General features: G+C 74.6%; 16 protein-coding genes. 6 read left to right on the top strand and 10 right to left on the bottom strand.

Annotation, left to right across the window (positions count from 1 at the left end):
• Nucleotides 1-25: 25 nt before the first annotated feature.
• Entirely contained in the window at nucleotides 26-328 is a 303-nt protein-coding gene (locus GQS09_RS17955; RefSeq protein WP_165987450.1) for a hypothetical protein, read from the bottom strand.
• Between the two features lie 165 nt (nucleotides 329-493).
• A complete protein-coding gene (rsmI, locus tag GQS09_RS17950) occupies nucleotides 494-1,414 on the bottom strand; it encodes a 16S rRNA (cytidine(1402)-2'-O)-methyltransferase (RefSeq protein ID WP_165987463.1) in 921 nt (306 codons plus the stop codon).
• A 358-nt stretch (nucleotides 1,415-1,772) separates the two neighbouring features.
• On the opposite strand from rsmI, the gene GQS09_RS17945 reads away from it, so the two are divergent.
• Together GQS09_RS17945 and GQS09_RS17940 are read left to right on the top strand one after the other, a co-directional pair.
• Complete coding sequence (locus GQS09_RS17945; RefSeq protein ID WP_165987461.1) at nucleotides 1,773-3,476, top strand: dolichyl-phosphate-mannose--protein mannosyltransferase; 1,704 nt, start codon at nucleotides 1,773-1,775, stop codon at nucleotides 3,474-3,476.
• Between the two features lie 121 nt (nucleotides 3,477-3,597).
• Nucleotides 3,598-5,250 carry a penicillin-binding transpeptidase domain-containing protein gene (locus GQS09_RS17940; RefSeq protein ID WP_165987448.1) on the top strand — a complete coding sequence of 551 codons (1,653 nt, stop codon included), beginning with the start codon at nucleotides 3,598-3,600 and terminating at the stop codon, nucleotides 5,248-5,250.
• 39 nt (nucleotides 5,251-5,289) lie between these two features.
• Here the strand turns inward: GQS09_RS17940 and GQS09_RS17935 are convergent, their stop codons facing one another.
• The 4 genes from GQS09_RS17935 to GQS09_RS17920 all read right to left on the bottom strand — a co-directional run bounded on the left by GQS09_RS17935 (nucleotide 5,290) and on the right by GQS09_RS17920 (nucleotide 10,748).
• Nucleotides 5,290-6,159 (bottom strand): energy-coupling factor ABC transporter ATP-binding protein, encoded by an 870-nt coding sequence (locus GQS09_RS17935; RefSeq protein WP_165987459.1) that lies wholly within the window; start codon nucleotides 6,157-6,159, stop codon nucleotides 5,290-5,292.
• 151 nt (nucleotides 6,160-6,310) lie between these two features.
• Nucleotides 6,311-7,051, bottom strand: coding sequence for a cobalt ECF transporter T component CbiQ (gene cbiQ / locus GQS09_RS17930; RefSeq protein ID WP_165987456.1), 741 nt, complete (start codon nucleotides 7,049-7,051; stop codon nucleotides 6,311-6,313).
• A gap of 155 nt (nucleotides 7,052-7,206) precedes the next feature.
• The gene (locus GQS09_RS17925; protein ID WP_165987446.1) at nucleotides 7,207-8,235 is read right to left on the bottom strand and encodes an energy-coupling factor ABC transporter permease; all 1,029 of its coding nucleotides are present in this window, start codon (nucleotides 8,233-8,235) and stop codon (nucleotides 7,207-7,209) included.
• Between the two features lie 260 nt (nucleotides 8,236-8,495).
• Nucleotides 8,496-10,748, bottom strand: a complete 2,253-nt coding sequence (locus GQS09_RS17920) for an MMPL family transporter (protein ID WP_165987444.1) — start codon at nucleotides 10,746-10,748, stop codon at nucleotides 8,496-8,498.
• Between the two features lie 223 nt (nucleotides 10,749-10,971).
• Here GQS09_RS17920 and GQS09_RS17915 point away from each other — a divergent pair, with 223 nt between their 5' ends.
• The gene (locus GQS09_RS17915) at nucleotides 10,972-14,268 is read left to right on the top strand and encodes a S41 family peptidase (RefSeq protein ID WP_399552552.1); all 3,297 of its coding nucleotides are present in this window, start codon (nucleotides 10,972-10,974) and stop codon (nucleotides 14,266-14,268) included.
• 81 nt (nucleotides 14,269-14,349) lie between these two features.
• On the top strand, nucleotides 14,350-14,679 hold the full coding sequence (locus GQS09_RS17910) for a hypothetical protein (RefSeq protein ID WP_165987440.1): 330 nt from the start codon (nucleotides 14,350-14,352) through the stop codon (nucleotides 14,677-14,679).
• Between the two features lie 174 nt (nucleotides 14,680-14,853).
• On the opposite strand, the gene GQS09_RS17905 is transcribed toward GQS09_RS17910, so the two are convergent.
• From GQS09_RS17905 to GQS09_RS17895, 3 genes are read right to left on the bottom strand one after another with little or no spacing between them, the layout of a single operon-like run.
• A complete protein-coding gene (locus GQS09_RS17905) occupies nucleotides 14,854-15,744 on the bottom strand; it encodes an SDR family oxidoreductase (protein ID WP_165987438.1) in 891 nt (296 codons plus the stop codon).
• 2 nt (nucleotides 15,745-15,746) lie between these two features.
• Nucleotides 15,747-16,778, bottom strand: a complete 1,032-nt coding sequence (locus GQS09_RS17900) for an alpha/beta fold hydrolase (protein WP_165987436.1) — start codon at nucleotides 16,776-16,778, stop codon at nucleotides 15,747-15,749.
• The gene (locus GQS09_RS17895) at nucleotides 16,775-18,298 is read right to left on the bottom strand and encodes an NAD(P)/FAD-dependent oxidoreductase (protein ID WP_243761523.1); all 1,524 of its coding nucleotides are present in this window, start codon (nucleotides 18,296-18,298) and stop codon (nucleotides 16,775-16,777) included. The genes GQS09_RS17900 and GQS09_RS17895 overlap by 4 nt, the downstream gene beginning before the upstream one ends.
• Nucleotides 18,299-18,474: 176 nt before the next feature.
• On the opposite strand from GQS09_RS17895, the gene GQS09_RS17890 reads away from it, so the two are divergent.
• Nucleotides 18,475-19,302 carry a MerR family transcriptional regulator gene (locus tag GQS09_RS17890; protein WP_165987434.1) on the top strand — a complete coding sequence of 276 codons (828 nt, stop codon included), beginning with the start codon at nucleotides 18,475-18,477 and terminating at the stop codon, nucleotides 19,300-19,302.
• Between the two features lie 34 nt (nucleotides 19,303-19,336).
• Here GQS09_RS17890 and GQS09_RS17885 read toward each other — a convergent pair whose 3' ends face one another.
• Nucleotides 19,337-20,002: a TetR/AcrR family transcriptional regulator gene (locus tag GQS09_RS17885; RefSeq protein ID WP_165987432.1), complete on the bottom strand. Its 666-nt coding sequence runs from the start codon at nucleotides 20,000-20,002 to the stop codon at nucleotides 19,337-19,339.
• Nucleotides 20,003-20,118: 116 nt separating this feature from the next.
• On the opposite strand from GQS09_RS17885, the gene GQS09_RS17880 reads away from it, so the two are divergent.
• Nucleotides 20,119-21,104, top strand: a 986-nt coding sequence (locus GQS09_RS17880; RefSeq protein ID WP_207957972.1) for an ABC transporter permease, incomplete at its 3' end; no start/stop codon positions are given.

The raw sequence follows: 21,104 nt of genomic DNA, 5'->3' as shown, positions 1-21,104 counted from the left end.
CGCACGTGCCGTGCGCCGCGCCGTCTCAGGGGGCGGTGCCGGGGCCGGGCTCCTGGGCGGCGGCGGCCGGAGCCACCTCGCGGGCCCGGTCCACGGCGGCGACCAGGCCGGCCCGCATCATGCGCACCTGCCGCCCCTCGCACGCCGGGCAGCGCAGCCGGACGAGCGGCGAGGGCACCCGCTCGTCCCCGGCGAAGTACAGCACATAGGGCTCCCCCTGCGGGTCGATGTGATGCTCGATGCGGTAGGTCTGCTCCCACCCGTACCCGCAGCTCAGGCAGGCAAAGGAGTAGGACTCGATCACGGTGTCCCGCCGGGTGTCTCTCATGGCTGCTCCCTGGGGCGCACGCCGCGGCCGGGCCCGTCCGGGACGGCGGCCGTCCGGGACGGTGCGGCGCCGTACATCACTCGCGTACGGGCCGGTGGGTTCCGCCCGGGGAGTCCTCCCGGCCGTGTCCGGCGGGCCCGGAGGGCCCCGCGGCCGGGGCGGGGCTCATCCTGCGCCCGATGTTGTTGTGCCGTGTGTGCCGTGCGACGTGGTGCCATTATGCGATGATTTCTTCGCTTTGACCACGGCGTCGAAAATGTCCCGCTTCGGCAGGCCCACCGCGCGTGCCACCTCCGTGATCGCCTCCTTGCGGTGCGTGCCGGCCGCCTCCAGCTCGCTCACCCGGCGCGCCAGCTCCGCCTCGTCCGGCGGCCCGGCCGCCGCCCCGGCCGGGGCCCCGGCCACCACCACCGTGATCTCGCCGCGCACCCCCTCCGCGGCCCAGGCGGCCAGCTCGGCCAGCGGGCCGCGCCGCACCTCCTCGTAGGTCTTGGTCAGCTCCCGGCACACGGCGGCCGGCCGGCTGCCGCCGAAGATCTCGGCCATGGCCGCCAGCGAGGCGGCCAGCCGGTGCGGCGCCTCGAAGTAGACCAGGGTGCGCGGCTCGTCCGCCGCCTCCCGCAGCCGGGCGGTTCGCTCCCCCGCCTTGCGCGGCAGGAAGCCCTCGAAGCAGAACCGGTCCACCGGCAGCCCGGACACCGCCAGCGCGGTCAGCACCGCCGAGGGGCCGGGCACCGCCGTCACCCGCACCCCGCGGTCCACGGCCGCGGCCACCAGCCGGTAGCCGGGATCGGAGACCGACGGCATCCCGGCGTCCGTGACCAGCAGCACCCGGGCGCCGCGGGCGAGCTCTCCGGCCAGTTCGGGGGTGCGCGCGGCCTCGTTGCCCTCGAAGTAGGACACCAGCCGTCCGGGCGGGCGGACGTCCAGTGCCCGGGCCAGGCGGCGCAGCCGGCGGGTGTCCTCGGCCGCGACGATGTCCGCGGCGGCCAGTTCGGCGGCCAGCCGGGGCGGGGCGTCCGCCACGTCGCCGATCGGGCTCCCGGCCAGCACCAGCACCCCGCCCTCCGGGTGCTCCGCGCTCACCCCGCCCGCCGCGCTCTCCGCACCCTCCGGGCCGCCCCCGCCCGCCGGGGCCGGCCCGGGCTCCCGCCCGCCGGCCCGCTCCCGGGGCGTCTCCGCGCCGCCGCGTCCTTCCCCTGCCCCCGCCGCTCGCTCTGTCACCCGGCCATCCTCGCAAGGATCGGCGCCGCCGGATGACAGGATGGGCCCTGCGCACCATCAGCGGCACCAGCCGGCCGACCGGAACCACAGCGAAGGAAGCGAAGGAAAGGACGCGGGGGCACACCGTGAGTGACGCAGGGCTGAGCAGCGGACGGCCGTCCGGTGCGGCCGGGACGGCCGTGCCCCGGCACGGAAGGGCAGTGTGAGCAGCAGCCGGACCATGCCCCAGCAGGCCCCGCCGGACCCGGTCCCCGGACCGCCGGACTGGGCGGCCCGGCTGCGCCGTTTCGGCTACACGCCGCCCGCCCGGCGCGGGGTGCGCGAGCGGCTGGTGCCGCCCTTCCCGGAGCCGGGCACCCGGCTGTGGACCTGGTTCGGGCTGGCGCCGGGCACCGCGCTGCGGCTGGCCCGGCTCACCGCCTGGGGCGGGCCGCTGCTGGTCGCGGCGCTGGCCGGGGTGCTGCGCTTCACCCGGCTCGGCTCGCCCCACGCGGTGGTCTTCGACGAGACCTACTACGCCAAGGACGCCTGGTCGCTGCTGCACCGCGGCTACGAGACGTCCTGGCCGGCCGATGCCAACGAGCGCATCCTCGACGGCGAGGTCCCGCTGGGCGAGACCGCCGCCTATGTGGTGCACCCGCCGGTCGGCAAGTGGATGATCGCGCTGGGCGAATGGGCGTTCGGCATGAACCCGTTCGGCTGGCGCTTCATGGTGGCGCTGCTCGGCACCCTGTCCGTCCTGATGGTGTGCCGGATCGGGCGGCGGCTGTTCCGCTCCACCGCGCTGGGCTGCCTGGCCGGCCTGTTCATGGCGCTGGACGGACTGCACTTCGTGATGAGCCGCACCGCGCTGCTCGACCTGGTGCTGATGTTCTGGATTCTGGCGGCGTTCGGCTGCCTGCTCATCGACCGGGACCGCAACCGGGCGCGCTACGCCGCCGCGCTGGCCGCCGCCCAGCCGCCCGGCACCGCGCCCGGCGTGCTGCGGCCGGTGGTGGAGATCGGTCAGTGGCTGCCGCGGGACTGGCGGCCGTGGCGGGTCGCCGCCGGGGTCTGCCTGGGCCTGGCCTGCTCGGTGAAGTGGAGCGGGCTGTGGGTGCTGGCGGCCTTCGGGGTGCTCACCGTGCTGTGGGACATGGCCTCCCGGCGCACCGCCGGTGCCCCGCGTCCGCTCCGGGCCACGCTCGTGCACGACGCGCCGCCCGCGTTCTTCTCCCTGGTGCCGGTGGCCGCCCTGGTCTATCTGGCGTCCTGGACCGGCTGGCTGGCCACCTCCGGCGGCCACTACCGCAACTGGGCGGCCGAGCACTCGGACACCGGCAACGGCGTGCTCAACGCCCTGGCCAGCCTGGTGCACTACCACTCCGAGGTGTACGGCTTCCACGTCGACCTGGAGAAACCGCACCCCTACGAGTCGAATCCGTGGTCCTGGCTGGTCGTCGGCCGTCCGGTGTCGTACTACTACGTCTCCCGCGATCCGGGCGAGTCGGGCTGCGAGCACGCCGGCGGCTGCGCCCGCGAGGTGCTGGCGCTGGGCACCCCGGTGCTGTGGTGGGCGGCCTGCGCGGCGCTGGCGTATCTGGTCTACCGCTGGTTCTTCCGCCGCGACTGGCGGGCCGGGGCGCTGCTGTGCGCGGTCGCCGCGGGATATCTGCCCTGGCTGGTCTACCAGCACCGCACCATCTTCTCCTTCTACGCCGTGGTGCTGGTGCCGTTCCTGTGCCTGGCGGTGGCGATGCTGGCCGGCGCCCTGCTGGGGCCGCCGGGCTGCTCGGAGTCGCGGCGCGCGGTCGGCATCGTCGCCACCGGTCTGCTGGTGCTTGCCGTCGCCTGGAACTTCATCTACTTCTACCCGCTGTACACCGGGCTGGAGATCCCGCTGGACGCCTGGCGCGCCCGCATGTGGCTGCCCACCTGGGTCTGACGCCGGTGCCGTCCCCCGCGCGGCGGGGCGGGACGCGGCCGGAACGTGCGGATGCCGTGAAGGGCCCGGCACGGCAGGGGCGGTAATGTGCGGGCACCAGAGTCGGGTGGAGGGACGGCGGATGCCCAAGGGACGGCGGACCGCGGTGATGTCCGGTGCCGTGGCACTGGTCGCGCTTGCGGCCGGGGTGGGGGCCTATGCACTGACGGATGCGTTCGGCGGAGCGGATTCCCGGGAGCAGCGCCCGGAGGTGACGGCGGTCGCGGACGGCGAGGAGACCGCGGAGCCGCCGACCGCCGAGGAGGCCGCCGCGGCGGCGAAGACCTTCCTGACCGCGTGGGCGGACGGGGACCCGGTGGCGGCGTCCGCGGTGACCGACGATCCGGCGGCGGCCCAGTCCGCGCTGACGGCGTTCGCCGAGGACCTGAAGATCGAGGAGCTGACCGTCACGCCGGGCGTCGCGGGCGGTGACGGCGCGGTGCCGTTCACCGTGCGGGCGGTGGTCGCCTGGGGCGAGGAGCCGGAGCAGCGCGCCGAGTGGAGCTACGACTCGGCCCTGACCGTGGCGCGCGGCGAGGTCACCGGCGAGGCCCAGGTGGTGTGGCGGCCGGAGTTGCTGCACCCGGCGCTCAAGGACGGGCAGCGGCTGGAGGCCGGCCCGGCCGGCGAGGCGCCGCCGGTGCGGGCCCTGGACCGGGACGGCGGCGAGCTGACCGCCGAGGAGCACCCGGCGCTGGCCGGGATACTGGCCGAACTGGCCACCCGCTACGAGGAGCATTCCGGCGGCACCCGGGGCATGGAGATCCGGATCGTGGACGCGGCGGGTGAGCCGGTGCAGCGGGTGCAGAAGCTGGCCGACCCGGAGCCGGGCGAGGTGCCGACCACCATCGATCCGGAGGTGCAGCGGGCCGCCGAGGAGGCGCTGAAGGACACCGCGCACGGCGCGCTGGTGGCCCTGGAGCCCAGCACCGGCGCCATCCTGGCCGTGGTGAACACCCCGGCCGACGGCTTCGACACCGCGCTCCAGGGCAGCTACGCGCCCGGCTCCACCTGGAAGATCGTCACCGCCGGAATGCTCATCGACGCCGGGCTGGCCTCGCCGGGCGCGGCGCATCCGTGCCCGAAGTTCTTCGAGCACGGCGGCTGGAAGTTCCAGAACATCAACGAGATGGAGATCGCGGGCGGGACGTTCGCGCAGTCCTTCTCGGCCTCCTGCAACACCGCCTTCATCAGCCAGGCCCCGGAGCTGACGGACGAGCAGCTCGGCGAGTACGCCAGGTCGGCCTTCGGCATCGGCCTGACCTGGAACACCGGGGTGCCGTCGATGGACGGCACGGTGCCGGTGGAGTCGGACGCCCAGATGGCCGCCCAGCTGATCGGGCAGGCCGGGGTGCGGGCCAACCCGATGGTGATGGCCTCGGTGGCGGCGACGGCCAGCACCGGGACGTTCCGGCAGCCCCATCTGGTGCCGCCGGACTTCGACGGGCGGCAGCTGGCGCAGGCGCGGGGGCTGTCCGCGGAGACCTCGCAGAGCCTGCGGCAGCTCATGAACCTGACCGCCACCAGCGGCACCGCGGCGGCGGCCATGGCCGGGCTGAGCGGGGACATCGGTGCCAAGACCGGCTCGGCCGAGGTGATGGACCAGGAGAAGCCCAATGCCTGGTTCACCGCCTTCCGGGGGGATCTGGCGGTGGCCGCGGTGGTGCCGGAGTCCGGGCACGGCGGCACCGTGGCCGGGCCCCTGGTGGCCGAGGTGCTGCGCAACGCCGGCTGACCGGCCGGTTCCCGGCGGCACCGGGCTGCCCCGGACGGCTCAGCGGGGCAGGAGCGGTACGGCCGCGGGGTGGAAGCCGAAGGGCAGCTCCAGGCGGTGGGCGCGCAGCAGTTCCGCATCGGCCAGCAGCCCGGCGGTCGGCCCGTCGGCGGCGATCACCCCGTCGCTGAGGATCACCGACCGCGGGCACAGCTCCAGGGCGTAGGGAAGATCGTGGGTGACCATGAGCACCGTGAGGTCCAGCGAGCGAAGGATCTCCGCCAGTTCGCGGCGCGCGGCCGGGTCGAGGTTGGCCGAGGGCTCGTCCAGCACCAGGATCTCCGGCTCCATGGCGAGCACGGTCGCCACGGCGACCCGGCGGCGCTGGCCGAAGGAGAGGTGGTGCGGCGGGCGGTCGGCGTACTCGCCCATGCCGACCCGGTCCAGGGCGTGCCGCACCCGCTCCTGGAGCGCGGCGCCGCGCAGCCCGGCGTTGGCCGGGCCGAAGGCCACGTCCTCGGCCACGGTGGGCATGAACAGCTGGTCGTCCGGGTCCTGGAAGACGATGCCGACGCGGCGCCGGATCTCGGCGATGTGCTGCCGTTCCACGGGCAGCCCGGCGACGTGCACGGTGCCCTCGCCGCCGCCGAGGATGCCGTTCAGATGCAGCACCAGNACGTGCACGGTGCCCTCGCCGCCGCCGAGGATGCCGTTCAGATGCAGCACCAGGGTGGTCTTGCCGGCGCCGTTGGGGCCGAGCAGGGCGACCCGCTCACCGCGCGGCACGGTGAGGTCCACGCCGGCCAGCGCCCGGTGGCCGTCCGGGTAGGCGTAGGCCAGGCCGCGCACCTGGAGCGACGGCGGCGGGACGGAGGAGGAGCCGCGGGGCCCGGACGCGTCCGGGCCGGCCGGGGCGCCGGTTCCGTCCATCGAGCCGGCGGGCCTGCGAGGGCCGGCGGGGTTGCCGGGGCGGCCGGGGCGCTCGGGGCTGTCGGGGCTGTCGGGGCTGTCGGGGCTGTCGGGTGCAGCGGTCACGTGCTCACTTCATCATCACGGGACGGGGCGTTCCCCGCCGGGGCGGCTAGCGGGTGGTCCAGGCGAGCAGGCAGAGCACCAGGGCGGCGGCCGGCAGGGCGGCGGCCCGGGTCCAGGCGGCGGCCCCGGCCCCGGCATGGTGCAGCACCGGCATGGCGCCCCGGTAGCCACGGCTGAGCATGGCCAGGTGCACGCGTTCGCCACGCTCGTAGCAGCGGATGAACAGGGCTCCGGCGGTGCGGGCCAGGACCCCCCAGTGCCGGGGGCCGCGCGCGGTGAAGCCGCGTGACTCCCGGGCGATGCGCATCCGGCGCAGCTCGTCGGCGACCACGTCCAGGTAGCGGATCATGAACGAGGCGATCTGCACCAGCAGCGGGGGCAGGCGCAGCCGCTCCAGGCCGAGCAGCAGCTGCCGGACGTCGGTGGTGGCGGCCAGCAGCACCGAGGCGACCACCCCGAGGGTGGCCTTGGCCAGGATGTTCCAGGCGCTCCACAGTCCGGACTCGCTCAGCGACAGGCCGAACGCGCTGATCCGGGGGCCCTCGGCGAGCAGCGGCAGCAGCAGGGCGAAGGCGACGAACGGCACCTCGACCAGCATCCGGCGCAGCACGAAGCCGGGCGGCACCCGGGCGGCGGCGGCCACCGCGGCGAGCAGCAGGGCGTAGCCGCCGAAGGCCCACATGGCCTCGCGCGGGGTGGCGACGACCAGCAGCACGAAGCCGAGCAGCGCGACGATCTTGCACTGCGCGGGCAGCCGGTGCACCGCCGAGTCCCCGGCGAGGAACAGCTTTTCCGCCGCTCCGCGCCGCCGGGTCCCGGCCCCGGGCGCCGCCGCGCCCGGCTGTGGGGACGCGCCCGGCCGCGGGGGCGACGCGGGCCGGGTGCCGCCGTGGGCGGTGGGCGGCGGGTGGGAGCGAAGCACGGGCGGCGTCTCCTTCCCGGTCAGGCGCCGGCCGCGGCGCGCTCGGCCGGGGCGTCCGTCCGTTCCCGGGCGTTGCGGCGCAGCGCGGTGAAGGCCGCGGTCGCGGCGGTCAGTGTGACGCCCGCGCCGATGATCCCGGCCAGGCCGACCGAGAGGCGCTCGTTGTCGACATTGACCACGCCGTAGTCCTCCAGCCAGGAGCCGGCCAGGGGGTGCTCACGCTCCTCCTCGTCCAGGCCGTGCTCGCCGGCCACCTTCTCCAGGCCGTCCGGCGACGCGGAGGCGAAGCCGCTGACCACCGCGGCGCACAGCAGCGTGGCGGCCAGGCCGCCGATCCAGACCAGGCGGGCCGGCCGCCGCACCGGTGCGGGCCTGCGCATGCCGTGCACCAGGTCCGGCCGGGCGGCCAGCACCGCGCCCACGGTCAGCGCGGTGATGACGCCCTCGCCGACGCCGATCGCCGCGTGCACCCCGACCATGGCGCCGAGCACCGTGCCGACCGGCACGTCCGCGGTGCCGCCGATCGCGTAGAGCAGGGTGAAGACCGCGGCCGCCGCGGGCACCGAGACGAAGGCGGCGGTGAAGGACGCGGCGGTGACCGTCTGCCGCCGCTCGGGCAGCAGCCGCAGCAGCAGCCGGAAGACTCCCCAGGCCACGACGACGGCCACCACGCCGAGCAGGGTGATGTTGATGCCCAGCGCGGACAGTCCGCCGTCCGCGAAGAGCAGGGCCTGGACGGTCAGCACCACGGAGAGCACCAGGATGCCGGTGTGCGGGCCGATGAGTATCGCGGCCAGTGCGCCGCCCATCAGGTGGCCGCTGGTGCCGGCGCCCACCGGGAAGTTGAGCATCTGCACGGCGAAGACGAAGGCGGCGACCAGTCCGGCCAGCGGGGCCAGGCGCTCGGCTCCGCCGCCGGGCGCGCCGCCGGCGGTCCGCTCGGCGAGTTCGCGGCGGGCCCCGCGCAGCGAGACGGCCACCGCGGTCACCGCGATCGCGCCGCCCGCCACGGAGACCGGGGCGTCGAAGAAACCATCGGGTACGTGCATGTCGGTCTCATCTCTCGCGCGGGGCGCGGCAGGCCGGGCGGTTCTCGTGGTGATCAGATGATAGACCCTTCTTGCGAACGAGTTGCAAGAGCATTCACCGTGCGAAAGTGCCCTCGCCTCCGCCGCACGCCCCGCGCACGCCGGAGCCCGGCCCCGCGCCCCGTGACGGGGGCGGGACCGGGCTTCCGCGGGGGGACACCGGGCCGGTACCGGGCCGCCGGCGCGGGGCCGGCGGCCGGCGCGGCCCGGCGGCCGGTCTCTCAGCCGACGCCCACCGGCTCGCGCTCCTTCTCCAGGTGCGTCCGGCCACGGCCGGCCGCGGTCAGGTAGCGCTCCAGAGACGCGCCCTCCACGTCCACGTCCGGCAGCAGCCGGTTCAGCCAGCGCGGCAGCCACCAGGCGCGGTCACCCAGCAGCCCGAGCACGGCCGGCGTCAGGGTCATCCGGACGATGAACGCGTCCAGCAGGATCGCCGCGGCCAGACCGAAGCCGATGCTCTTGACGATCGGGTCACTGGCGGTGACGAAGCCGAGGAACACGCTGGTCATGATGATCGCCGCGGCGGTGACCACCCGGGCGTTGAGGTTGAAGCCGGTGACCACGGCGGTGCGGGCCGGCTCCCCGTGCACATAGCCCTCACGGATGCGGGTGCCCAGGAACACCTGGTAGTCCATGGCCAGGCCGAAGATCACACCGATCATGAAGATCGGCAGGAAGCTGATCACCGGCGCGGTCTCGGAAACCCCGAGCAGCGAGGCGCCCCAGCCCTTCTGGAAGACCGCGATCACCGCGCCCAGCGCGCCGAGCACGGAGAGCAGGAAGCCCAGGGCGGCGGTCAGCGGCACCAGCACCGAGCGGAAGACGATCATCAGCAGCAGGAAGGCCAGACCCACCACCAGGGCCAGGTACGGCACCAGCGCGTCGTTGAGCACGTCGCTGAAGTCGTTGTTGACCGCGGTGGTACCGGTGACCAGCATCTGGGTGCCGGTCTCCGCCTTCAGCTCCGGGGCCAGCCCGCCCCGCAGATCGGACACCAGGGCGTCGGTCTCCGGGTCGTTGGGCCCGGTGGTCGGGAACGCGGTCATGGTGGCGATGGTCTCGTTGTCGTTCCACACCGGCGGGGTGACCGACACGATGCCGTCGTGGCCGGACAGTTCCTCGTTGATCCGGTCGGCGGCGGCGGCCGGGTCCTCGCTGGTGGTGCCGTCCAGCACCATCAGCAGCGGGCCGTTGAAGCCCGGGCCGAAGCTCTCCCCGAGCATGTCGTAGGCGCGCCGCTGGGTGGTCTCCTCCCCCGCGGTGCTGTCGTCCGGCAGGCCCAGCTCCAGCTGGCTGACCGGCACCGCCAGCGCGCCCAGTCCGACCACGGAGGCGACCAGCACCATCGCCGGACGGCGCAGGACGCCCCGGGCCCAGCGGGTGCCGAAGTTCTCGTCCTTCCTGCGGAAGAAGGTGCGGGGCGCCTGCGGCGGGACAAGGGTGTCCGGGTTGGCCTTGCGCACCCGGCGCCCGAAGATCATCTTGCCCGCGATGCCCATCATGGCCGGCACCAGGGTCAGCGCCACCGCGACCGCGATCACCACGGTGGCCGCCGAGGACAGGCCCATCCGGGTCAGGACGGGCACGTTGACCACGGTCAGACCCGCCAGCGCGATGGTGACGGTGGCCCCGGCGAAGACCACCGCGGAACCGGCGGTGCCCGCCGCCCGGCCGATGGCCTCCTCCCGGCTGAAGCCGGCAATCAGTTCGGCCCGGTAGCGGGAGACGATGAACAAGGCGTAGTCGATGCCCAGCGCCATGCCGATCATGGTCGCCAGGACGGTGGTGTTCTCCGAGAGCCCGAACGTCGGGCCGAGCGCCACGATGCCGGAGATGCCGATGAACAGGCCCATCAGGGCGGTCAGCAGCGGCAGGCCGGCGGCGACCAGCGAGCCGAAGGTGATGGTCAGCACGATGGCGGCGACCAGCACGCCCAGCAGCTCGCCCTGGCCCACATCGCCCTCGCCGGCCGCGACCGGGCCGCTCGCCTCCACGGTCAGACCGGCGTCCCGCGCCTCGTCCATGGCGTGGAAGAGCTCGTCGCGCATGTTCTCGGTGATGTCGTCCCAGTTGCCCTGGTAGGTGACGGTCGAGAACACGGCGTCGCCCTCGGGGGACATCGCGCCGTTGTTCTCGTCGAAGGGGTCGGTGACCTCGGTGACGTTCTCGCCGTCCTCCAGGCCGTTCAGCGCCGAGTCGATCACGGCCTGGTGGTCCTCGATCGACTCCCCGTCGGGCGCCTGGAAGACGATCCGGGACTCCAGCCCCTCGTTGGCCGCCTGCGGGAACTCCCGCTCCAGCAGGTCGAAGGCCTCCTGGGACTCGGTGCCGGGCATGGAGAAGTCCTCTTCGGCCTCCCCGCTGACACTGCTCGCCGCGAAGATCGCCGCCACGAGCAGGAGGACCCATACCAGGGCCACCCACCACCGGCGCCGGAAACTGAACCGGCCCAGTTTGTAGAGCAAAGTTGCCACGACCGAGATACCCCCACTCCGGAAAGATCCAGAACTTGCAAAGAACCGAAAAAAGTTTTGGTGAGTTCACGCGGGAAGACGCACCGGCCGATCACAGGGATGAGCCGGACCGCCATCTGTGATGCAGGTCACCCGAAGGCGGGGAACCGCTTCCGCGCGCGGCGCACCCCCGGCTCTCCCGGCCGGACTTGCCGGATGGGCCCGGGCGCCGAAGCATGGAAAGGTGAGCGAGGCGGTTACGGACGATCAGGGCTATCTGCGGTTCCCCCACCTGCACGGCGACCGGCTCTGCTTCGTCACGGAGGACGACCTCTGGCTGGCGGCGCTGCCCGGCCGCGGCGGGCCGCCGGACCGGGCCTGGCGCCTGACGGTGGACCGCACCCGGGTCGCCACCCCCCGGTTCTCCCCGGACGGCAGCCGGATCGCCTTCACCAGCTGGCGCACCCTGGACCCGGAGATCCACCTGGTGCCGGCCGGGGGCGGCCCGGCCCGGCAGCTCAGCTACTGGGTCTCCACCGACACCCGGGTCCGCGGCTGGGCGGACGGCCACCGGGTGCTGGCGGTCAGCTCGCACACCCAGCCGTTCTCCCACCGCACCTGGGCCTATGCCGTGCCGGCGGACGGCGCCCCGGGCGAGAAGCTGCCCTGGGGCCCGGTCGCCGACATCGCGGTCACCGGCGAGGGCGGCGACCGGCGCACCCTGCTGCTCAGCCACAAGGCGCCGCACGAGCCCGCCTCCTGGAAGCGGTACCGGGGCGGGGCCATGGGCCGGCTCTGGCTGCACGGCGAGCGGCTGCTGCCGGACCTGGAGGGGCATCTGGACTGCCCGATGTTCGTGGCCGGCCGGATCGCCTTCCTCTCCGACCACGAGGGCGTCGGCAACCTCTACTCCTGCGCGCCGGACGGCGGCGATCTGCGCCGCCACACCGACCACGACGCCTTCTACGCCCGGCACGCGGCCACCGACGGGCAGCGGGTGGTCTACCAGTGCGCGGGCGAACTGTGGCTGGTGGACGACCTCTCCCCGGACGGGGTGCCGCGCCGGCTGGACGTCCGGCTGGGCGGGGCCCGCTCCGGCCGCCGCCCCTACCAGGTGCCGGTGGCCTCGAACGTGGACGGCGTGGCCGTGGACACCACCGGCCGGGCGAGCGCGGTCTGCGTGCGCGGCGCCCTGTACTGGCTCACCCACCGGGACGGCCCCTCCCGGGTCATCACCGCCACCCCGGGCGTGCGGGTGCGGCTGCCGGTGATGCTGGGCGACACCGGCCGGCTGGCCTATGTCACGGACGCGGCCGGCGAGGACGCCCTGGAGGTCTCCTTCCTGCCCCGGGCCGGCGGCGGCCGGGACCCGGTGCGGCTGGCGGCCGGCCGGCTGGGCCGGGTGCTGGAGCTGGCCGCCGCCCCGGACGGCGAGACCGTGGCCGTGGCCGGCGAGGACGGCCGGCTGCTGGTGATCCCGGTGCCCGCCCCGGACGGCAGCGGCACCGGAGAGATCACCGAGATCATCCGGTCGCTCAACGGCCCGGTGCGGGACGTCGCCTTCTCCCCCGACGGGCAGTGGCTGACCTGGGCGCATCCGGGCGTGGGCCGCTCGCTCACACAGATCAAGATCGCCCGGCTGACCGGGGACGAGGCCACCATCCTGGACGTCACCGACGGCCGCTTCGAGGACCAGGAGCCGTGCTTCACCCTGGACGGCCGCTATCTGGCCTTCCTGTCCTGGCGCGGCTTCGACCCGGTCTACGACGTGCACACCGGCGACCTGTCCTTCCCCATGGGCTGCCGCCCCTACCTGGTGCCGCTGTCCTCGGCCACGCCGTCGCCGTTCGCGCTCACCCCCGAGGGCAGGCCGGCGGCCGGCGGTCTGGACCCGGACCAGGACGCGCCCGGCGACGGCTCGGTGCTGGTGGAGGCCGAGGGCCTGGGCAGCCGGGTGACGCCGTTCCCCGTGCCGGCCTCCAAGTACTCCGGGCTCCGCGCGGTCAGCGGCTGCGGCCTGCTCTGGCTGCGCTGGCCGATCTCCGGCGTGCTGGGCCAGACCTTCGCCAACCCGGAGGACACCTCGCCCGGCCCCACCCTGGTGCACTTCGACATCCCCAGGGGCAAGTCCACCGAGCTGACCCGGGACGTGGACGGGTTCTCGCTCAGCGGGGACGCGACCCGGATGGTGATCGCCGACTCCGGCGACCTGCGGGCCGTGCCGGCCACCGAACTCGCCGACAGCGAGTCCACCGTCCACATCGACCTGCGCCGGATCGTGCACCATGCCGACCCGGCCGCCGAGTGGCGGCAGTCCTTCGAGGAGGCCGGGCGGCTGATCCGGGCCTACTTCTGGGAGCCGGAGATGTGCGGCATCGACTGGAAGGCGGTGCTGGACCAGTACCGGCCGCTGGTGGAGCGGGTGGCCACACCGGACGAGTTCGCCGATCTGCTCCGCGAGACCCTGGGCGAGCTGGGCACCTCGCACGCCTATGTGGTCCCGGCCCGGCGCAACGAGGGCCCGCCGCACTACCAGCGGGCCATGGGGCTGCTGGGCGCCGACCTGCTGCCCGACCGGGAGTCCGGGAGCTGGCGGGTGGCCCGCATCCTGCCCGGCGACTCCTCGGACCCGCGGGCCCGTTCGCCGCTGGCCGGCACCGGGCTGCGCGAGGGCGCGGTGCTGACCCATGTGGACGGCCGCCCGGTCGATCCGGTGGCCGGCCCCTGGCCGCTGCTGGCCGGGACGGGCGGCTCCACCGTGGAGCTCACCTTTCTCGACCCCCCGGCCGCGGCAGGGGAACCGGGCGTCCGGCCCCGGCGGATAGCGGTCAGCCCGCTGATCGACGACCGCCCGCTGCGCTACCAGGACTGGGTGGGTCTCCGCCGCGAGACCGTGCACCGGCTCAGCGGCGGCCGGTGCGGCTATGTGCACATCCCGGACATGGGCGGCTCCGGCTGGGCGCAGTTCACCCGCGACCTGCGCATGGAGTTCTCCCGCCAGGGGCTGATCGTGGACGTGCGCGGCAACGCCGGCGGCAACATCAGCGAGCTGGTGGTGGAGAAGCTGACCCGCACCATCCTGGGCTGGGACCTCACCCGTAACGCCCAGCCCATCAGCTACGCCTCCAACGCGCCGCGCGGTCCGGTCGTGGCGGTCACCGACGAGGCCACCGCCTCCGACGGGGACATGATCACCGCGGCTTTCACACTGCTCGGCCTGGGACCGGTGATCGGCTGCCGGACCTGGGGCGGGGTGGTCGGCATGACCGGCCGGCACCGGCTCGGCGACGGCACCGTGATCACCGTGCCGATGAACGCCGCCTGGTTCGAGGGCTACGGCTGGGAGGTGGAGAACCGCGGCGTGGAACCGGATCTGGAGGCGGTGCGCTCACCGCTGGACTGGGCCGAGGGCCGCAATGTGGTGCTGGAGACCGCGGTGCGGATGGCCCTGGAACTGCTGGCCGACCGGCCGGCCGCCTCCCCGCCGGACTACTCCGGCGTGCCGGACCGCCGCCGCCCGCCGCTGCCGCCCCGCGCCTGAGCCGCGCCGCCCGTCCCGCCCGGGCGCGGTGTGCGGGTCACCCGTTGTGCCGCGCCCGGAGTGCGCGGGGCCCCGGCGGGGGTGACGCTGGTCGCGGACCACACCGTACTGACCAGGCCGACAGGAGTGACGACCATGGGCATGGGCGACAAGTTCAAGGACAAGGCCAACGAGATGATGGACCAGGCCAAGGAGAAGATGAACGAGCGCCAGAAGGGCGAGCGCGGCCGGAATCCGCAGCACGAGCAGCAGGAGCGCTCCTCCCGCGAGGAGACCCGGGAGGCCGGGAAGACCGGGAAGACCCGGGAGTCCAGGGAGTCCAGGGAGCCGGAGGAGTCCGGGGAGTCCGGCCGGCAGGGCATGCGCGACCGCGCCGAGGAGACCTGGGACGACATCCGGCGCGAGCGCTGACCGCCCCGCCGGGCAACGGATACCGGGGCGCACTCCCGTGCGGGAGTGCGCCCCGGCGCTGTGCGGTCCCGGATCGGCTGCGCCCCGCCGCCGGCCCGGTCCCGCACCGGACGCCCCGCCGGGCCCGGCGGCCCGGCGGAACGCCCCGCACCGGCGCGGTCCGTGCAGGGACCGTCAGCCGCCGGTGCGTGCCCTCTCGTCCGCCGCGCCGCCCGCGCCGACCAGGCCCCGGCGCCGCGCCGGGCCGGACAGCCGGGACGCCGCCTTCCGCATCTCGCGCTGGCCGAGGACGCCGATCAGGGTGGGCAGATACGGCCGCACCGGCTGCATGCCGCGAAGCCACCACTGGGCGTAGACGTGGGCGGAACGGCGCTCGATGCCGGCCACCAGCCGCTCCACGGCCGGCTCCAGCGGGTAGGTGCGGCCGACCGGCCAGGGCAGGGTGCGCCGCACATCGCGCAGCGCCTCGTCCTCGTCGGCACCGCGCACCATGTCGGTGTCGGTCCAGCTCAGATAACCGACGCCGACCCGCACCCCGCGGTGGCCGACCTCGGCCCGCAGGCTGTGCACGAACGCCTCCACGCCGGACTTGGAGGCGCAGTAGGCGGTCATCATGGGTGCCGGGGTGATCGCCGCCAGGGAGGCGATCTGCAGGAAGTAGCCGCCGCTGCGGAGCAGTTCCGGCAGGAAGGCGCGGCAGGTGACGGCCCCGCCGATCAGGTTGACCTCGATCACCCGGCGCCAGGTCCGGTCCTCGGAGTCGGCGAACGGGCCGCCGGTCGCGACGCCGGCGTTGGCCACCACGATGTCGACCGCACCGAAATGGGCGGCCACCTCGCCGGCCACCCGGCGCATGGCGTCGTCGTCCGTGACGTCCGCCTCCCAGCAGGCGGATTCGCCGGGCAGGGAGGCGGAGACCTCCTTCAGGCGTTCCGGCTCCAGGCCCACCAGGGCCACCCGGGCGCCGCGTGCCGAGAGCTTTCGGGCGAGCAGTTCGCCGATGCCGCGGGCGGCGCCGGTGACCACCGCCACCTGCCCGGTCAGTGCCTTGCGTCGGCCCGGCATGTTCAGGCCACCTCCTCGTTCCGCTCATCGCGCCCATCGCGCTCGCTGGGCTCGCTGGACTCGCTGGGTTCTTTGCGCTTGGTGCGCCTGGTGCGGGCGTCCCGGCCGGCGGAGGCCGCCGGGGGCAGATGGCGGCCGGCCAGGTCGCGGAGAATCCCGGCTATCCGCTCCGGGTCCTCCAGCGGGGTCATGTGTCCCAGGCCGTCCAGGAGGACCGGACCCTCGCAGTCCGGGAGCCTTCCCGCCATCCGGTGGGCATGCACCGGCGGCGTGAGCCGGTCCCTGGTGCCGTGCACCACGACGGTCGGCACGGTCAGCTGCGGCAGCCGGTCCAGCAGGGACAGCCGGTCCAGCACCCGGCCCCATTCGCCGCGCACCCGGCGCGGGCAGGCGGTGACCATCTCGGCCACGGTGGTCCGGAGTTCCGGCCCGGCGCCCGGCCCCATGGTCACGTAGTGCAGCATGCTGCGGCTGACCGGGGTCACCGGCCCCATGGGCAGCGAGGAGGTGAGGAAGGTCTTCTGCATCAGCCGGCGCACGGACAGCGCCTTGACCGGTGCCACCCGGGCCTCGGTGGTGAGCCCGCCCATGCCGGTGCTGCAGAGCATGGCCGCCGCGGCCCGCTCCCGGAACTCCGGGCGGCCGGCCGCCGCGACGATGGTCATCCCGCCCATGGAGTGCCCGCCGACCACGGCGCGCCGCCCGGCGGGCACGGCCGCCGCCAGCACCGCGCACAGGTCGTCGGCCAGCGCCTCGGTGGAGCAGGCGCGCGGGGTGGCCGGGGAGCGCCCGTGCCCGCGCTGGTCGTAGAGCACCACCCGGTGGCCGTCGGCCAGCCGCCGGACCACCGGCTCCCAGAAGGAGGTGTTGCAGGTCCAGCCGTGCGACAGCACCACCGTGGGCGCGTCCTCGGGGCCGTGGATCTCGGTGTGCAGCCGGGCGCCGCCGGTGGACTCCACGGTGAGCACGGCGGGCGCGGGCCCGGCCGGCGCGGCGGCGGCGGCGGTGCGGCTGCCGCTGCGGCCGGGGCTCATCGGGCGGCTCCCTCGCGGTCGCGGACGTGCAGCACGTCGTACTCGGCCAGGTCCACGCCGCGGGTGATGCGGCGGAACTCTCCCGTGGTGCCGGGCCAGACCGTGGTGTTGCGCCCCTGGTCGTCCAGGTACCAGGAGACGCAGCCGCCGGTGTTCCACACCGAGCGGGCCATCCTGCGCTGCACCCAGGCGTTGTAGCGCTCCACCGCGGACCGCTTGGCGGCCAGCGCGGTGCCCTGGCCGAGCACGGCGAGCTTGGCCAGGTAGTCGGCCAGATAGTTCAGCTGGGACTCGATCATCAGGATCATCGAGCTGTTGCCCAGGCCGGTGTTGGGGCCGATGACGAAGAGCAGGTTGGGGAAGCCGGCCGCGGTGGAGCCGCGCAGCGCCTGCATGCCGTGCTCCTGCCAGGACTCGGCCAGCGTCGTGCCGTCCGCGCCCTTGATCCGCCGGGCGATCGGCATGTCGGTGACGTGGAAGCCGGTGCCGAAGACGATGGCGTCCGCCTCCGCCTCGGTGCCGTCCGCGGCGACCAGGGTGGAGCCGCGCACCTCGCGCAGCCCGGACGGGATGAGATCGACATGGGGCTTGGCCAGCGCCGGATACCAGTCGTTGGACAGCAGGATGCGCTTGCAGCCGATGCGGTAGTCGGGGGTGAGCACCCGGCGCAGCTCCGGGTCCTTGATGGTGCGGCGCAGGTGCCGGGCGGCCATCCGCTCGATCACCTTCAGCTGCCCGGGGTGCTTGGCGAAGGCCCCCACCTGGAGCTCGCGGATGCCCCAGAGGAGCTGGCGGCGGAGCGCCCGGGTCAGCGGCACCTTGCTGTGCAGCCACTGCTCGGCCGGGGTGATCCGGCGGTCGGCGCGCGGCAGCACCCAGGGCGGGGTGCGCTGGAACACCGAGAGCCGGGTGACCTCGCGTTCGATGGCGGGCACGATCTGGATCGCCGAGGCGCCGGTGCCGATCATGGCCACCCGCTTGCCGCGCAGCGGGTAGTCGTGGTCCCAGCGGGCGGAGTGGAACACCCGGCCGGGGAAGGTGTCCAGGCCCGGCACCTCGGGGATGCGGGCGTCGGAGAGCGGGCCGGTGGCAGAGACCAGCACGTCGGCGGTGAGGGTGCCGGTGGCGGTGTCCACCACCCAGCGCAGTTCCTCGTGGTCCCAGCGGGCGGCGGTGACCTCGGAGTCGAACCGGATGTGGGGGCGCAGCCCGAAGGTGTCGGTGACCCACTCCAGATAGGCCCGGATGTGTTCCTGGCCGGAGAAGTTGCGGGGCCAGCGGGGGTTCGGCGCGAAGGAGAAGGAGTACAGATGGGAGGGCACGTCACAGGCGCAGCCCGGGTAGGTGTTGTCCCGCCAGGTGCCGCCGACCGCGCCGGCCCGCTCCAGCAGGACGAAGTCGGTGATGCCCATGCGGCGCAGCCGTACGGCGGCGCCCAGCCCGCCGAATCCGGTGCCGATCACCGCCACTCTGACGTGGTGCCGTTCGTCCATGCCGCCTCCCGGGGTGCCGCGTCGCATGATGTCGCATGCTGCCGCATGCCGCCGCATGCGGTTGCATGATCGCGCCAGTATTTACTGGCACCGTGGGAGCGTAGAGCAGTTTGCTACCGACTGGTAGGGGGCAGTCGCTCCGAATTCCCGCAACCTTCACGGGACCCGGCGACACCGCCACGCCCTGCCCTAAGCTGCCGACCATGGGCGAGGAACAGGGCGAGGCACGGCCGGAGGGGCCCGGGGCGCGGGACGCCGCCGGTCCCGCACCCGGGGGCGGGCAGGGGCGCGAGTACCGCACCGCCGAGCTGGCCGAGGCGGCCGGCATCACCGTGCGCACCCTGCGCTTCTACCGCGAGCGGCGGCTGCTGCCGCCGCCCCGCCGGGAGGGCCGGATCGCCTGGTACAACGACGCTCATCTCGCCCGGTTGCGCACCATCGCGGCACTGCTGGAACGCGGCCACACGCTCAGCGGGGTGGCCGAGCTGATCGCCGCCTTCTCCGGCGGCCGGGACCGCGGGGAGACCGCCGAGTTGCTGGGGCTGGCCGAACGCGCGCCGTGGGCCGAGGAGGAGCCGGTCCGGCTCACCCCCGAGGAGCTGGCCGGCTACTTCGAGGGCGAGGTGAGCGCCGGGAACCTCGCCGCCGCGCTGGACATCGGCTATCTGGCGGTGGACGGCGAGGAACTGGTGCATGTCAGCCGCGGGCTGCTGGAGGCGTCCTCGGAGCTGGTGCGCACAGGGCTGCCGCTGGCCGCCGTGCTGGAGGCGGGCCGGCGGCTGCGCGAGCAGGCGGACGCGCTCGCCGGGCTGTTCACCGGCCTGCTGCGCACCCATCTGCTGCCCACCGCGCTCCCGGGGCACGAGCCCGGCGCGGCGCTGTCCGAGGAGGACGTGAAGAAGGTGACCGAGCTGGTGGAGCGGCTGCGCCCGCTGGCCAAGCAGGTGGTCAACGCGGAGATCTCGCTGGCCGTGGACCGCCGGCTGCGCGCCGAGCTGGACGAGCGCACCCTGCCCGCCGACCACGGCTGAACCCGGACCCGGCAGGACCCCGCGGCCCCCTCCGCTACCGCTCCCCCGCGCCCGCACCCGCCGCCGGTTCCGCACCCGCCCCGGGCGGGGCCATGGCGGTGAGCGCGCGCAGGCCGGACTCCAGCACCGGGAGCTGGGAGACGTCCAGCCGGCCCGGATCGCCCAGCACCGCCATCTGGAGGATGAAGCCCTGCACGGTGGAGACCATGGTGCGGGCCACGTTCACCGGCGGGACGGCGGGGTCGAGCCAGCCCAGCTCCTGGTAGCGCCGCACGATCGCGGTCCAGGCGTCCAGGACCACGGTGAAGCCCTGGCGCAGCCGGTCCGCCAGCTGCGGATTGCGGGTGGTCTCGGCCCACACCTGGACGATCAGTCCGGGGGTGATGCCGCGCTCGGCCAGCAGCCGCCACATCCGCTCGACCACCTGCATCACCATGTCCGCAGGGCGCAGCGGCACGGGATCGCGGGTCCGTTCGGCGAAGGAGGAGCCCAGGGTCTCCAGCACCCCGGTCACGATCGCCGCGATCATCTCGTCCTTGCTGCGGAAGTACCGGTAGACGGCACCGGCGGACAGACCGACCTCCTGCAGCACGTCCTGCATGGACGTGGCGTGGAAGCCGTTGCGGGAGAAGCACGCCGCCGCCCCGTCGAGGATCTGCTGACGACGTGCGTCGAGGTGTTCCTGGGATACGCGGGCCATGCCCCGGAGCCTAAAACGAACGTTCATTCTTGACAAGCGACCGCCCGCGGCACCACGCTGGGAGCCAAGAAAAACGAACGATCATTCTCTGGCAGGTCCGGAGTCCGGAGGTCCCGATGCCCACGTCCCCGTCCGCAGCCGCGGAGCCCCCCGCCCGGAGCGGTCCGCCGCCCGCCCGCGCACTGGCCGCCGTGCTCGTCCTGGTCCCGGTGCTGGTCGCCACCGCCCTGTGGGCCTTCGCCTGGCCGACCGCCCGCACCGCGCCCAACGATCTCCCGATCGGCCTGGCCGGACCGGAGCAGGCCACCGCCCCGCTCGCCGAGCGGCTCGGGGAGCACGACGGCGCCTTCGACATCGAGTTCTACGAAAGCCGGGAACAGGCCGCGGCGGCCCTGGAGGACCGGGAGATCTATGCGGCGCTGGTCCCCGGCCCGCAGCCGGAGCTGCTCACCGCCTCGGCCGGCGGCCCCGCCGTCGCCCAGATGCTCCAGGAGTCCCTCGCCGCGCAGCTGCCCGAGGGCACCGAGCCGGCCGTCACCGATGTGGTGCCCGCCCCGGCCGCCGACCCGCGCGGCGGCGCCTTCTCCGCCAGCGTGCTGCCGATCGCCATCGCCGGCATCGCCACCGGCGCCATGGTCACCGCACTCGGGCTGCGCGGCGGCCGGGCGGCGGCCGCGCTGTTCGGGGCCACCGCGCTGGCCGGAATGGCCGGCGCCGCGATGCTGCACAGCTGGCTCGGCGTGCTGGACGGCAACTGGTGGGCGGCGGCCGGAGTGCTCATGCTCGGCGCGCTGGCCGTGGCGGCCACGGTGAGCGGGCTGGCCGCACTGCTCGGCCCGCCCGGAATCGGGGTGGCCGCACTGGTGGTCGTCTTCCTCGGCAACCCGTTCTCCGGGGCCGCCGCCGCACCCGAGATGCTGCCGGACCCGGTCGGCCTGCTCGGCCGGCTGCTGCCGCCCGGTGCCACCGCGGCCTCGCTGCGCTCGGTCGCCTTCTTCGACGGCAGCGCGGCCGGGTTCCCGCTGACGGTGCTGGCCTGCTGGGCGGCGGCCGGGCTGGCCCTGCTGCTCCTCGGCGGCCGGCACGGGCGCGGGGCCCGCGG

Origin of the sequence: Streptomyces sp. YIM 98790 (assembly GCF_011421595.1) — a bacterium.
Taxonomy (GTDB): Bacteria; Actinomycetota; Actinomycetes; order Streptomycetales; family Streptomycetaceae; genus Streptomyces.
The sequence above is the reverse complement of the archived record's forward strand: the minus strand, read 5'-3'. Positions and strand labels throughout refer to the sequence as shown.

What these genes read in the sequence shown, in the direction of transcription:
- GQS09_RS17955 (WP_165987450.1), bottom strand. Translation starts at nt 328, where the DNA reads ATGAGAGACACCCGGCGGGACACCGTGATCGAGTCCTACTCCTTTGCC.
- GQS09_RS17945 (WP_165987461.1), top strand. Translation starts at nt 1,773, where the DNA reads ATGCCCCAGCAGGCCCCGCCGGACCCGGTCCCCGGACCGCCGGACTGG.
- GQS09_RS17940 (WP_165987448.1), top strand. Translation starts at nt 3,598, where the DNA reads ATGCCCAAGGGACGGCGGACCGCGGTGATGTCCGGTGCCGTGGCACTG.
- GQS09_RS17925 (WP_165987446.1), bottom strand. Translation starts at nt 8,235, where the DNA reads ATGCACGTACCCGATGGTTTCTTCGACGCCCCGGTCTCCGTGGCGGGC.
- GQS09_RS17905 (WP_165987438.1), bottom strand. Translation starts at nt 15,744, where the DNA reads ATGCCGGGCCGACGCAAGGCACTGACCGGGCAGGTGGCGGTGGTCACC.
- GQS09_RS17900 (WP_165987436.1), bottom strand. Translation starts at nt 16,778, where the DNA reads ATGAGCCCCGGCCGCAGCGGCAGCCGCACCGCCGCCGCCGCCGCGCCG.
- GQS09_RS17895 (WP_243761523.1), bottom strand. Translation starts at nt 18,298, where the DNA reads ATGCGACGCGGCACCCCGGGAGGCGGCATGGACGAACGGCACCACGTC.
- GQS09_RS17890 (WP_165987434.1), top strand. Translation starts at nt 18,475, where the DNA reads ATGGGCGAGGAACAGGGCGAGGCACGGCCGGAGGGGCCCGGGGCGCGG.
- GQS09_RS17885 (WP_165987432.1), bottom strand. Translation starts at nt 20,002, where the DNA reads ATGGCCCGCGTATCCCAGGAACACCTCGACGCACGTCGTCAGCAGATC.